Source organism: Sphaerotilus sp., from assembly GCF_034519685.1.
GTDB lineage: Bacteria > Pseudomonadota > Gammaproteobacteria > Burkholderiales > Burkholderiaceae_C > Sphaerotilus.
In genome coordinates this window covers 207939-221182 of record NZ_JAXHOF010000003.1, presented here as the reverse complement: position 1 = coordinate 221182, position 13244 = coordinate 207939, and the positions used below count along the sequence as shown (strand labels likewise).

11 protein-coding genes are annotated in these 13244 nt (G+C 69.6%); 1 reads left to right on the top strand and 10 read right to left on the bottom strand.

The window, feature by feature from the left end; genetic code table 11:
• Positions 1 to 18 precede the first annotated feature (18 nt).
• Positions 19 to 1656 carry a gamma-glutamyltransferase family protein gene (locus tag U5O44_RS04565; RefSeq protein ID WP_322587286.1) on the top strand — a complete coding sequence of 546 codons (1638 nt, stop codon included), beginning with the start codon at positions 19 to 21 and terminating at the stop codon, positions 1654 to 1656.
• Here U5O44_RS04565 and U5O44_RS04560 read toward each other — a convergent pair.
• From U5O44_RS04560 to rpsU, 10 genes are all read right to left on the bottom strand, one after another.
• On the bottom strand, positions 1625 to 4705 hold the full coding sequence (locus U5O44_RS04560) for an efflux RND transporter permease subunit (protein WP_322587285.1): 3081 nt from the start codon (positions 4703 to 4705) through the stop codon (positions 1625 to 1627). The genes U5O44_RS04565 and U5O44_RS04560 overlap by 32 nt on opposite strands.
• Positions 4702 to 5796 carry an efflux RND transporter periplasmic adaptor subunit gene (locus tag U5O44_RS04555; RefSeq protein ID WP_322587284.1) on the bottom strand — a complete coding sequence of 365 codons (1095 nt, stop codon included), beginning with the start codon at positions 5794 to 5796 and terminating at the stop codon, positions 4702 to 4704. Before U5O44_RS04555 ends, U5O44_RS04560 begins: the two co-directional genes overlap by 4 nt.
• 92 nt (positions 5797 to 5888) lie before the next feature.
• A complete protein-coding gene (locus U5O44_RS04550; protein ID WP_322587283.1) occupies positions 5889 to 7313 on the bottom strand; it encodes an efflux transporter outer membrane subunit in 1425 nt (474 codons plus the stop codon).
• A gap of 70 nt (positions 7314 to 7383) precedes the next feature.
• Positions 7384 to 9177, bottom strand: a complete 1794-nt coding sequence (locus tag U5O44_RS04545; RefSeq protein ID WP_416222124.1) for a TRAP transporter large permease — start codon at positions 9175 to 9177, stop codon at positions 7384 to 7386.
• Complete coding sequence (locus tag U5O44_RS04540) at positions 9174 to 9782, bottom strand: TRAP transporter small permease subunit (protein WP_322587282.1); 609 nt, start codon at positions 9780 to 9782, stop codon at positions 9174 to 9176. Before U5O44_RS04540 ends, U5O44_RS04545 begins: the two co-directional genes overlap by 4 nt.
• A gap of 144 nt (positions 9783 to 9926) precedes the next feature.
• Complete coding sequence (locus tag U5O44_RS04535) at positions 9927 to 10541, bottom strand: response regulator transcription factor (RefSeq protein ID WP_322587281.1); 615 nt, start codon at positions 10539 to 10541, stop codon at positions 9927 to 9929.
• Positions 10519 to 11994, bottom strand: coding sequence for a cache domain-containing protein (locus U5O44_RS04530; RefSeq protein ID WP_322587280.1), 1476 nt, complete (start codon positions 11992 to 11994; stop codon positions 10519 to 10521). Before U5O44_RS04530 ends, U5O44_RS04535 begins: the two co-directional genes overlap by 23 nt.
• Before the next feature lie 15 nt (positions 11995 to 12009).
• On the bottom strand, positions 12010 to 12360 hold the full coding sequence (locus tag U5O44_RS04525; protein ID WP_322587279.1) for a TIGR01244 family sulfur transferase: 351 nt from the start codon (positions 12358 to 12360) through the stop codon (positions 12010 to 12012).
• Positions 12361 to 12420: 60 nt separating this feature from the next.
• The gene (locus U5O44_RS04520) at positions 12421 to 12864 is read right to left on the bottom strand and encodes a GatB/YqeY domain-containing protein (protein ID WP_322587278.1); all 444 of its coding nucleotides are present in this window, start codon (positions 12862 to 12864) and stop codon (positions 12421 to 12423) included.
• Positions 12865 to 12978: 114 nt separating this feature from the next.
• Positions 12979 to 13191, bottom strand: coding sequence for a 30S ribosomal protein S21 (gene rpsU / locus U5O44_RS04515; protein WP_179635735.1), 213 nt, complete (start codon positions 13189 to 13191; stop codon positions 12979 to 12981).
• Positions 13192 to 13244 lie beyond the last annotated feature (53 nt).

Here is a 13244-nt window from a genome sequence, read left to right as displayed (position 1 = left end):
CGAAAGGACACCCGCCCCATGCCCACCCACGCCCCCTTCGACTACGCGGCCCCGTACCCCAGCGCCCGCCTGCCGGTGTTCGCCCGCAATGTCGTCGCCACCTCCCACCCGCTGGCCGCGCAGGCCGGTCTGCGCATGCTGGCCGAAGGGGGCAACGCGGTCGACGCCGCCGTGGCCGCCGCCGCGGTGATGACCATCGTCGAGCCGTGCAGCAACGGGCTCGGGTCCGATGCGTTCTGCATCCTGTGGGACGGCCAGCAGCTGCACGGACTCAACGCCTCCGGCCCGGCCCCCCAGGCGTGGACCCTCGACCACTTCCGCCGCCGCCACGCCCCGGACGCCACCGCCCCCCCGGTGCGCGGCTGGGACGCCGTGACCGTGCCGGGCGCGGTGGCGGGATGGGCGGCGTTGTCGGCGCGGTTCGGCCGCTTGCCCTTCGACGCGCTGATGGCCCCGGCCGCCGAGGTGGCCGAGCGGGGTTACGCCGTGCCCGTCGTCGTGCAGCAGAAATGGGCCGCCGCGGCCACGCTCGACGCCCTGACACGCCAGCCCGGGTTCGCCGACGTGTTCCTGCCGCATGGCCGTGCGCCCATGGTCGGCGAGCGCTTTGCAATGCCGGGCGCGGCGCGGGCCTTGCGGGCGATCGGCGCGACAAGGGGCCGGGCGTTCTATGAAGGAGAGATCGCCGAGGCGCTGGCCCGGGCATCCGCTGCGCAGGGCGGGGCGCTGACCTTGGCGGACCTGGCCGGCTTCGCCCCCGAGTGGGTGACGCCGATCCAGCAGGACTACCGCGGCCACACCCTGCACGAGATCCCGCCCAACGGCCAGGGCCTCGCCGCGCTGATCGCCCTGGGCCTGCTGCAGCACGGGGATGTGGACCTCGCCAGCCTGCCCGTCGATGGCGCGGAGGGGCAGCACCTGCAGATCGAGGCGATGAAGCTCGCCTTCGCCGATGTCTACCGCTTCGTCGCCGAGCCGGCGAGCATGGCCGTCAGCGCCGCCGACCTGCTCGACCCCGGCTACCTGCGCGAACGTGCCCGCCTGATCGATCCGCAGCGCGCCCAGGACTTCGGCGCCGGCCAGCCGGTCAAGGGTGGCACCATCTACCTCACCGCCGCCGACGAGCGCGGCATGATGGTCAGCTTCATCCAGAGCAACTACATGGGCTTCGGCTCGGGCGTGGTGCTGCCCGAGTACGGCTTGAGCCTGCAGAACCGCGGCCATGCCTTCAGCCTCGACCCGCGCAGCGCCAACGTGGTGGCGCCGGGCAAGCGGCCGTTCCACACCATCATCCCGGGCTTCCTGAGCCGCGACGGGCAGCCGGTCATGGGCTTCGGCGTGATGGGCGCCCACATGCAGCCACAGGGCCATGTGCAGACTCTCGTGCGCATGCTCGACCACCACCAGAACCCGCAGACCGCCTGCGACGCGCCGCGCTGGCGCTGCAACGCCGGCCTGTCGCTCAACGTCGAGGCGACGATGCCAGCCGCGACCGTGCAGGGTCTGGCCGCCCGCGGCCACCAACTGGAGGTCATCAGCGACACCTACCAGGACTTCGGCGCGGGGCAGTTCATCTGGCGGTTGGGCGATCCGGCGGTGGAGGGCTATGTCGCGGCGAGTGATCCTAGGCGGGACGGGCTGGCTGCCGGCTGGTGAGGCGCAACAGCCGCCCCGCCAGCGCCATCCCGTCGTCCACATAGGTGAACACCACCGGAATCACCAGCAGGCTCAGGAACGTGGACGTGATCAGCCCGCCGATCACCACGATCGCCATCGGCGCCCGGAAACTCGGGTCCACCCCCAGCCCGAGCGCGATCGGCATCATCCCCGCGCCCATCGCGATCGTCGTCATGATGATCGGCCGCGCCCGCTTGTGGCAGGCGTCGAGCACGGCGTCCCAGCGGCTCAGCCCATGGTCGCGCCGCGCCAGCACGACATAGTCCACCAGCAGGATCGAGTTCTTCGTCGCGATGCCCATCAGCATGATGAGGCCGATCATCGACGGCATCGACAGCGCCGTGTGCGTGACGAACAGCGCCAGGAACGCGCCCGGGATCGACAGCACCAGCGCCGCCAGGATCGTCACCGGCTGGATGAAGTCCTTGAACAGCAGCACCAGCACGATGTAGATGCACAGCACGCCCGTCAGCATCGCCAGCGAGAAGCTCTGGAACAGCTCGGCCATCGCCTCGGCGTCACCCACCGTCGTCTGCATCACGCCGGGCGGCAGTTGCTGCAGGCTCGGCAGCGCCTGTGCCAGCCGCTCGACCTCGCCGAGCGGCACGCCGTTCAGCTCGATCTCGAAGTTGATGTTGCGCTGGCGGTCGTAGCGGTCGATCTGCGCCGGGCCGCTCGCCATCTCCAGCGTCGCGACACTCGACAGCGGCACCGGCCCGCGCGCGCCCGGCACCGGCAGCCGGCCCAGCAGTTCCAGGTCCGCCCGCGCCTCGGCCGGCAGCCGCACGACGATCGGCACCTGCCGCTGTGACAGGTTCAGCTTGGCCAGGCTCTGGTCGTAGTCGCCGCTGGTGGCCACGCGCAGCGTGTCGGCGATCGCCGCCGTCGTCACGCCCAGATCGGCGGCGCGGTCCGCGTCCGGCCGCACGATCAGCTCCGGCCGCACCAGGCTGGAGGTGGACACGACGTTGCCGATGCCCGGGATGCTGCGCAGCTCGCGCTCGACCACCTTGGCGTGGTCGGACAGCGCGGCGCCGTTTTCGCTCGCCAGCACGAGGATGTACTTCTCGCTGGAGCCGCCGAAGCCGACCTTGACACGCGCACCGGGCAATTCCTCGACCAGCTTGCGCAGCTCGCCTTCGATGTCCTGCTTGCTGATGCCGGGGCGCTGGTCACGCGGCGTCATGTTGATCGTCAGCACGGCCTTGGTCACGCTGGCCGCGCCCTGCGGTGCAAAGGGGTCCGCACCCGCCGCACCGCCACCGATCGCGGTGTAGACCAGCTTGACGTGCGGGTTGCGCGTGACCAGCTGGCGCGCCTGTTCGGCCAGTGCGGTCGTTTCCTTCAGCGTCGAGCCGGGCGGCAGCGTGATGGTCACCTGCGTCTGCGACAGGTCGTCGGGCGGGATGAAGCCGGTCGGCAGGTAGGGCACCAGCATGAACGAGCCGACGAAGAACGCCACCGTCGCCAGCGAGGTGACGATGCGGTGTTGCAGGCACCACTTCGCCATGCCCAGATACCAGCCCATCCAGCGTGGATCCTTCTCCACATGCTTCGGCGGGCGCAGCAGGTAGGCGGCCATCATCGGCGTCAGCATGCGTGCCACCACCAGCGAGAAGAACACCGCGATCGCCGCCGTCCAGCCGAACTGCACGAAGAACTTGCCCGGCACGCCACTCATGAACGCCGCCGGCAGGAACACCGCGATCAGCGTGAACGTGGTCGCGATCACCGCCATGCCGATCTCGTCGGCCGCCTCCATCGCGGCCTCGAACGGGGTCTTGCCCATCGCGAGGTGGCGCATGATGTTCTCGATCTCGACGATGGCGTCGTCCACCAGGATGCCCACCACCAGCGACAGGCTCAGCAGCGTCACCACATTGACCGTGAAGCCGAGCAGATACATCGCCGCGAACGTCGGGATCACCGACAGCGGCAGCGCGATCGCCGACACCAGCGTGGCCCGCCAGTCGCGCAGGAAGAACCACACCACGATCACCGCCAGCACCGCGCCCTCGTAGAGCAGCATCATCGAGCCGTCATAGCCCTCCTGCACCGGGTCGACGAAGTTGAAGGCCTCGGTGAAGGTGATCTCCGGGTGGCTCTGGCGCAGTGCCTCGACCCGGGCGCGCACGTCCGCGGCAATGGCGACTTCCCCCGCCCCCTTCGAGCGCGTCAGCTCGAAGCCGACCACCGGCTTGCCGTTCAGCAGCGCGACCGCGCGCGGCTCGGCGACCGTGTCGGTGACGCGGGCGATCTGGTCCAGCCGGACACGGCGGCCATCCGACAGCGCGATCTCCAGCCGCCCGAGTTCCTCGGCGCTTTGCACGGTGGCGAGCGTGCGCACGGCCTGTTCGGCGCCGCCCACGTCGCTGCGGCCACCGGGCGCGTCCTGCTGGACCTGGCGCAACTGGCGCGACACGTCCGACGCGGTGGCGTTCAGCGCGAGCAACTGCGCCGGATCGAGTTCGACCCGCACCTCGCGTGTCACGCCGCCCACCCGCGACACCGCGCCGACGCCGCGCACCGACAGCATCTGCTTGGTGACCGTGTTGTCCACGAACCAGCTCAGTGCCTCGTCGTCCATCCGGTCGGAGGCGACGGTGTAGGTCAGGATCGGTGCGCCGGCCAGGTCCATCTTCTGGATCACCGGGTCGCGCAGGTCGCCGGGCAGGTCCGAGCGCACCCGCGCCACCGCGTCGCGCACGTCGTCCACGGCTTCCTGTGTCGGTTTTTCCAGCCGGAACTCGACCGTGACGGTGACCGAGCCGTCGTTCACCAGCGTGTAGATGTGCTTGACGCCCTTGAGCGTGGCGACGGCGTTCTCCAGCTTGCGGGCCACCTCGGTTTCGAGCTGCGCGGGGGCGGCGCCGGGCAGAGCGGCCGTCACCATCACCGTCGGCAGGTCGATGTCGGGGAAGTTCTGAATCGTCATCGCCCGGAAGCCCATCAGGCCGCCGAGCGTGAGCAGGATGAACAGCAGGATCGCCGGGATCGGGTTGCGGATCGACCAGGAGGACACGTTCATGGCGTGACCACCTTGACCACCTTGACGACATCGCCATCGGCGAGGAAGCCGCCGCCCTGCGCCACGACCTGCGCCGCGGCATCGAGTCCGCTGGTGACCTCGACCCGGTCACCCAGACGGCGGCCGACCTGCACCTTGGTCTGCTGCACGCGGTTGCCTTGCACGAGGCGGAACACATAGCTGTAGCCGTCGCGCAGCACCACGGCCGTCTGTGGCAGCGTCAGCGCCGAGGACTCACCGAGGACGAACTCGCCGCGGGCGAACATGCCGGACCGCGCCGTGCTGCCTGCGGGCAGGTCGACGTAGACGAGGCCATTGCGCGTGACCGGGTCGACGGTCGGGGCGAGCAGGCGCACCTTGGCGCTGACCGCGCTGCCGCCGGCCGGCACGACCTTGACCGCCATGCCCGGCTGCAGCCGGTGCAGCTCGGCGGCGGGCACCTCGGCGCGCCATTCCAGCCGGCCCTGGCGGATCAGCCGGAACAGCTCCTGCCCCGGCTGGGCAATCGCGCCCATCGTGGCCAAGCGTGCGCTGATGATGCCGTCGTCGGGCGCCTTGAGGCGGGTCTGGTTCAGCCGCAGCGTGTCGGCGGCCAGGCGCGCCTTGAGCGATTGCAGCCGGGCGCGGGCGGTGGCTTCGCCGGTCGTGTATTGCTGGATCTGCTGCGCGCTCAGGGCGCCGCTGGGCTGCAGGGCGCGGGCGCGCTCGGCGTTGGCCTGCGCTTCGGCGAGCGTCGCCTCGGCTTCGGCCAGGCCCGCCTGGGTGGCGGCGAGGTCGGCGGCGAGCGTGTCGCTTTGCAGCCGCGCGAGCAGCTGGCCCTTCTTCACCCGGTCACCGACCTGCACATTCACCTCGACCAGCCGCAGCCCCTGGGTCTCGGCGCCGATGACGACCTCCTGCCACGCCGCGATGCTGCCGTTGGCAGCGATCGACTGGGGCAGCGTGCCGGACTGGGGCGTGGTGACGGAGACGGTCAGCGCGGGCTTGGGGGCGGCGGAAGCGGGGGCGTCGGCGGCGTGGGTCGGGACGGCCGCGAGCAGGGCCAGTGTCAGCGTCAGCGTCTGGGCAGGCTTGAAGAGGCAGGACGGCATGGTGGGGGCGGGGGGTGGGTTCCCGCCTGCGCGGGAATGACGGGGAAGGGCGGGCGTCCGAGGGGGATTGGCGATCCGGGTGGGGCTGGCGGTCATGGCGTGGTGGCCTCGCGGGTCCAGCCGCCGCCGATGGCGCGGTACAGGCTGATCCAGGCGGCGACCTGTTCACGCTGCAGCGCCAGCAAGGTGGCCTCGGCCGAGAGGGTCAGGCGGCGGGCTTCCTCGGTCTCGATGACGCTGGCCGAGCCGAGACGGGCGCGTTCCTCGATGCTGCCGAGGAAGCTGCGCAGGCCTTCGGCAGCGGTGCGCGCGTCGGCTTCGCGGCGCTGGCTGGCGTCGAGCCGCAGCAGCGCTTCCTCGACCTCGCGCACCGCCGCGCGCAGCTTCAGCGCGTAGCCGGCGCGGGTGTCGTCGTAGCGGGCGCGGGCGGCGTCGGCCTGTGCCTGCAGCCGGCCGCGGTTGAAGATCGGCAGCGACAGGTTCGGCCCGAAGCCCCAGGTCAAGGCGTCCGAGGTGCTGCCCCCGGTGCGCACGAGGCCGATGCCGAGGTTGCCGTTGATCGTCAGCTGCGGCCAGCGCGCCGCGTCCGCCACGCCCACCTCGGCGGCGCTGGCCTGCAGGTCGCGCTCCGCGGCGGCGAGGTCGGGGCGCTGGGCCAAGGTCGCCGCAGGCAGGGTGGTCAGCGCGAACGGGGCGGGCTGTGGCAACCGTGCCGTGCGCGCGGCGAGCCGCTCCCGCAGCGCCCCTTCGTCCGCCCCGGTCAGCAGCACCAGCGCCTTGACCGCCAGGCCGCATTCGGTCTGCTGCACGGTGACGCGGTCGCGTGCCTGCGCGGCCGAGGCCAGGGCCAGGCGGGCATTGGCGGGCGCCTCGAAGCCGATGTCGGCCTTTTTCTGCACCAGCGCGCTGCTGCGGCCGAGGGAGTCCGCCTCGCGGGTGTAGAGCGCCACGGCCGCTTCGCAGGCGCGCAGCGCGACATAGGTCTGTGCCACTTCGGCCGCCAGCGAGACCCGCGCCTCGTGCCAGCCGAGTTCCGCTTGCTCTGCGCGCGACCGGGCCGCTTCGATGCCGTGGCGCACACCGCCGAACAGGTCGATCTCCCAGCCGGCGTCGGCGGTGGCACTGGCCTGGCTGACGGTGTTGAAACCCGTGGCGGCGGTCGAGCCGCGCTGGGCCTGGACGTTGGCGCCGACGGTCGGCCAGCCAGCGGACGCCGCCACGCGCTGGCTGGCGCGGGCCTGCTGGATGCGGGCCAGCGCCTGGGCGAGCAAGGGGTGGGCGACCTGTGCTTCGTCGACCAGCGCGGGCAGCAGCGGATCGTCGAACTGCGACCACCAGGCGGTGAGCTGCGCGGGGTGGCCGGCGTGGGGCACAGGGGCTTGCCAGGCGGGGGAGGTGGCGGCGACCGAGGCCGGGGCCGCCAGCGGCCTGGGGGTGCTGCAGCCCGCCAGCAGCACGGTGCCGCAGAGCGCGAGCGCGGTGTGAAACGAGAAACGGAAGGAAAAAGGGGCACGCATTTCGTCATCTTATCAACGAATGCGTGCCCCCGCATGACAGCGCCGCGCGCTGTCCGGAGCCTGTGCAGGCTTACTGCTGCTCGCCGGTCTTCGGCAAGTCCTTGAAGGCGTCCATCGGGTCGGGTTCCGAAGCCGCGCCCTTCGGGGGCTCCAGACCTTGCATGTTCTGCTCGGTCGGGGCTTGCTCGTTGGCGATGGTCATCTCCTGGAGCGCCTGGTTGGCGTCGATGGTGCTGACCTGTGCCGCATCGCCCGACACCAGACCCGGGTAGGCGATGACCACGGCCACCATGATGACCTGCAGCACGATGAAGGCGATGGAGCCCTTGTAGATCTCCGACGTGGCCACGGCGGGGATGTTCTCGCCGGTCACGCGGTCCTTGTAGTCCTTCTTCGCTGCGACGCTGCGCAGGTAGAACAGCGCAAAACCGAACGGCGGGGTCAGGAACGAGGTCTGCAGGTTCATCGCCAGGATCACGCCGAACCACACCAGCGCGAACTCGGCCGGATAGCCCTCCGGCAGCAGTTCCGGCAGGATCTTCTCGGCCACCGGCGCGAGCATCGGCACGACGATGAAGGCGATCTCGAAGAAGTCGATGAACATGCCCAGCACGAACACCAGCAGGTTCACGACGATCAGGAAGCCCATCGCGCCACCGGGCATGTCGGTGAACAGATGCTCGACCCAGATGTGGCCGTCGGCGGCGTTGAAGGTGAAGCTGAACACCGTCGAGCCGATCAGGATGAACAGCACGAAGCAGCTCAGCCGCGCCGTGCTGTCGAGCGCTTGGTTCATCAGCGTGCGGTTGATCTGGCCGCGCGAGAACGCCATCAGCAGCGCGCCGACCGCGCCCATGGCGCCGCCTTCCGTCGGCGTCGCGACGCCCAGGAAGATCGTGCCCAGCACCAGGAAGATCAGCACCAGCGGCGGGATCAGCACGAAGGTGAAGCGCTCGGCCAGCTTCGACAGCAGGCCCATCTTCGTCACCCGGTTGACCATCGCCAGACCGAGCGCCAGGAAGGATGCGATGGTCATCGACAGGATCAGCGTCTCGTCGCCCGGGGCTGGCAGCGTGCGGTCGAGCCAGGGGTTCATGATGCTTTCATGCACCTGCGACCAGGCCCAGCCCGCCGCACCGCAGATGGCCAGCAGCGCGAGCAGCGACTTGTGACCGCTCGCGCCGTTGGCTTCGCGGTAGATGCGCGCTTCCGCCGGCAGGGCGGGCACCCAGTCCGGCTTGAAGATCGCCACGGCCGCGACGAAGGCCAGGTACAGGCCCACCAGCATCAGTCCCGGCACCAGCGCGCCGGCGTACATGTCGCCGACCGAGCGGCCGAGCTGGTCGGCCAGCACGATCAGCACCAGCGACGGCGGAATGGCCTGCGCCAGCGTGCCCGATGCGGTGATGGCACCGGTGGCGATGGTGCGGTTGTAGCCGTAGCGCAGCATGATGGGCAGCGAGATCAGGCCCATCGAGATCACGGCCGCCGCGACGACGCCGGTGGTGGCCGCCAGCAATGCGCCCACCAGGATCACCGCGACCGCCAGACCGCCACGCAGCGGGCCGAACACCTGCCCCACGGTTTCGAGCAGATCCTCCGCCATCCCGGACCGCTCCAGGATGATCCCCATGAAGGTGAAGAAGGGGATCGCCAGCAGGGTGTCGTTCTGCATGATCCCGAAGATCCGCAGCGGCAGCGCCTGGAACAGGTTGCCACCGAAGAGGCCCACTTCCATGCCGACGAAGCCGAACACGAGGCCGGTGGCCGCCAGACCGAAGGCCACGGGGATGCCGGTCAGCAGGAACATCAGCAGGCCGCAGAACATCAGCGGCACAAAATTCTGGGTGACAAATTCGATCACGGACGCGCTCCTTCGCGGGCGACCAGCTCGGCCTTGGCGGCGAGTTCGGCAGCGAGTTTCTCTTCATCGCTCGGGCCGTGTTCGATCGACATCGGCTCGTCGCGCAGGCCCTTCAGGTAGGCCACGCGCTTGATCAGCTCCGACAGCGCCTGCACCAGCAGGATGCCGAATCCGGCCGGGATCAGCAGCAGCACCGGCCAGCGGATCAGGCCCCCGGCGTTCTGGCTCATCTCGCCGCTGTCGTAGGCCCGCACGAACAGCGGCCACGACAGGTCGATCAGGATCAGGCTCAGCGGGATCAGGAAGACCACGATGCCGGCGATGTCGATGAGGGTGTTGGTGCGCGTGGACAGCTTCGACGACAGGAAGTCGATGCGCACATGCGCGTTTTTCAGGAAGGCATAGCCGGCACCGAGCATGAACACGGCGGCGAACAGGTACCACTGGATTTCGAGAAAGGCGTTCGAGCCGATGTTGAAGGCCTTGCGCATGATCGCGTTGCCGGCGCTGATCAGCACTGCGGCCAGCACCAGCCACGACAGCAGGCGGCCGATGCGTTCATTGAACGCATCGATCCAGCCCGAAAGTCTCAAGAGGGCAGTCAAGATGGTGTCTCCAGGAATGTGGGACGGGTTTTCGGAAGGTGAGAAATCTTGTCGCTATCACACTCGAAAACCCTGATGCGGCACATCGGGTCTAACGACTACGCGGCACTACGCATGACGTGCGCGGCAGTGTCGTGGTCGGGATCAGCCAGCGGTTCGGCAGTGTTCCACGGCGTAGCGGATCAGCTCGGCCTGGCCTTCGATGCGCAGCTTGCGGCGGATGTTCTGGCGGTGCGTCTCGACGGTGCGCACGCTGAGGTCGTAGTCGGCGGCGATCTGCTTGCTCGACAGCCCGCGCGCGAGGCAGTTGAGGATCTCCGCCTCGCGCTCGGACAGCAGCGGGCGCGGATCGTCGCTGCGCGCCACCGGCCGGGCCACGCTCTCGCTGAGGAAGGTGCCACCCGCGGCGACGGCGGCGATGGCCTCGACGATGTCCGACGAGGGGGCGTCCTTGAGCACATAGCCACGCGCGCCGGCCTGCATCGCCTGGTGCACGTACTCGGGGTTGTCGTACATGCTCAGCACGATCACCGCCGTGTCCGGCCACTGGGCGCGGATCTGGGTGGTCAGGGTGATGCCGTTGGTGTGCTTCATGCCGATGTCGGTCAGCACGAGCTGGGGGCGCAGCTGGGCCACCAGCTGCAGGGCCGTGGCGGCATCGGGCGCTTCGCCGACCACTTCATGGCCGGCCTGGCCCTGGATCAGGGTGCGTACGCCTTCGCGCACGAGGGGGTGGTCATCGACGAGCAGGATGCGCATGGGGTCCGGGGTGGGCGGGGTGGGCCGGTGACGGGGCCGTGAAGCGGCGCAGTGCATCGGCGGGTAGCTGGGAGATGACCCGGGTGGAGCCGGGCCGCGAATGGACCTTGAACACCCCGCCGACCGACTCGACCCGCTCGCGCATGTTGCGCAGCCCGATGCCGCGCCGCGGATCGGCGCCGATCGCCGCCACGTCGAAGCCCGTGCCGTCGTCGGCCACCGTGAGGCGCACGCCGCCGGACCGGAAGATCAGGCGCAGGTCCACGCGGCTGGCCTCGGCGTGCTTGTCGATGTTGGTCAAGGCTTCCTGCGTCACGCGGAACAGCATGGTCTTGATCTCTTCGGGCAGCTCGTCCGCCTGGCCGTGCTGCCGCATGAAGAAGGCCAGCTGTGCGTGTTCGGCGAACTCCTCGCCCAGGTGCCGCAGCGCGCTGGGCAGACCGAGCGTGTCCAGCACCACGGGGCGCAGGCGGTGCGAGATGTCGCGCACTTCGGTGAGGGCCTCGTCGATGCGGGCGCGGGCTTGCACCAGCGTCGGGGGCAGAGCGCGGTTCTCGCGCCCGATCTGGCCGATCGCGCTGTCCATCAGCAGCTTGATCGAGACCAGCGTCTGGCTGGTGGAGTCGTGCAGTTCGCGCGAGAGGTGGGCGCGCTCGTTTTCCTGCGACTGCACCACCTGGCGGGCCATCAGGTGCAGCTGCGCATCGGCCGCCCGGTATTCGCTGAGGTTGAGGGCCAGCGCGCTGCCGCCCACCAGCGCCAGGGCCAGCAGGGCGATCCCGGCGATCCAGCCCATGGTCTTGGCGATGTTGGCGCTGCCCTGCTGGTCGAGCTGGTCGAGCGTGGCCTGCACGTCGTCGAGGTAGATGCCGGTGCCGACCATCCAGCCCCAGCGCTGCAGCCCGATCACATAGCCGAGCTTGGGCGCGACCTGCCTGACCGAGGGCTTGTTCCAGACGTAGCGGAAATAGCCCTGTCCCTGGCGGGCCTTGGCCACCAGGGCCTGCACCACGGGGCGGCCATCGCGGTCGCGGATCTCCCAGAGGTTCTGGCCGACCAGTTCCGGCTGGTGGGGCAGCACCAGACAGCGTCCGCTGTAGTCGTAGGCGAAGAAATAGCCGTCGCCGCGGTCGTAGTCGAACTGGTTGAGGATGCGGATGGCTTCGGCCTTGGCCTCGGCGTCGTCGCGGCCGGTGTCGTAGACCGGGGCGATCATGTTCATCGCCATCTCGACATGGTGGCGCAGCTCGGCCTCCTTGCTGGCGAGGTAGGCCGACTCGACCAGCGCCCGTTCCTGCTTGGCCAGCTCCAGCGCCTGGAACCGCACCGCCAGCGCGATCAGCAGCAGCGCCGCCAGCAGCGGCAGCACCGCCAGCAGCAGGATCTTCTTGCGCAGACGGCGCGGACCGCGGGGCTCGTTGCCGGTCTGGCCTGTGGGGCTGGCGAACTCCATCGCCGGTGCTTTCGGTCAGCCGGCCTGGGTGGCCGCGACGTAGAGCTTCGTCGAACGCGCACCGCTGCGGCAGAAGCACAGCAGCGGGCGTGGCATCGCGGCGATCAGCGCGGCGAAGCGGGCGATCTCGTCCGGGCTCTGGTAGCCGCCGGCCACCGGCAGATGGGCGTATGCCAGTCCTGCGGCGCGTGCAGCGGCTTCGATGGCCGTGCTGGTGGGCTGGTCGGGGCCGTGCTCGAAGTCCGGGCGGTTGTTGATGACGCTGCGAAAGCCCGCGGCGGCGGCCTCGGCCATCGCGGCCGGGCTGAGCTGGGGGGCGACGCAGACATCGGCTGCGATGCGCTGGACGGGGAGGGACGTGCTCATGGGGTGTCTCCTGGAATGTCGGGAATCGAAGAAAGGTGGGGGCTCGCCTCGCGCCTCGACTCAGCTCAGCGCACGTTTCACGGCCGCCGAGACCAGCCCCATGTCCGCATTGCCGGCCAGTCGCTGCTTGACGACGCCCATGACCTTGCCCATGGCGCCCGGCCCGCTCGCGCCCAGTTCGGCGACGATGGCCTGCACGGCGGCGTCGATGGCAGCGGCGTCCAGGCGTTGCGGCAGATAGGCCTCCAGCACGGCCACTTCGGCGCTTTCCTTGTCGGCCAGGTCCATGCGCCCTGCGGCGGTGAACTGGCCGATGGAGTCCTTGCGCTGCTTGATGAGCTTGTCGACAAGGGCCACGACATCGGCGTCGCCGAGGGTGACGCGCTCGTCGACTTCCTTCTGCTTGCAGGCCGCCAGCAGCAGGCGGATCGTGCCGAGGCGGGCCGTGTCCTTGGCCCGCATGGCGGTCTTCATGTCTTCGGTGATCTGGTCCTTGAGGGTCATGGGGTCATCCAGTCAGTAAAACGACAAAACCCGCAGCGGCGTCCCGCGCGGGTTCTGGACTTTCGTCGAGCGCTGGTGGCCTCTGCACAGCCTTCTGTGCAGAGTGCACCGGACTCAGTACAGCCGCTTGGGCAGCTGCATCGAGCGCACGCGCTTGTAGTGGCGCTTGACGGCGGCAGCCTTCTTGCGCTTGCGCTCGGCCGTGGGCTTCTCGTAGAACTCGCGTGCGCGCAGGTCAGGCAGCAGGCCCAGCTTCTCGATGGTGCGCTTGAAGCGACGCAGTGCCACGTCGAACGGCTCGTTTTCCTTGACTCGAATAGTCGTCATGAACTGAAAGATCCTTCGGTTATGCCCTCGGTGGCCGACGCGGGGTTCCGGAA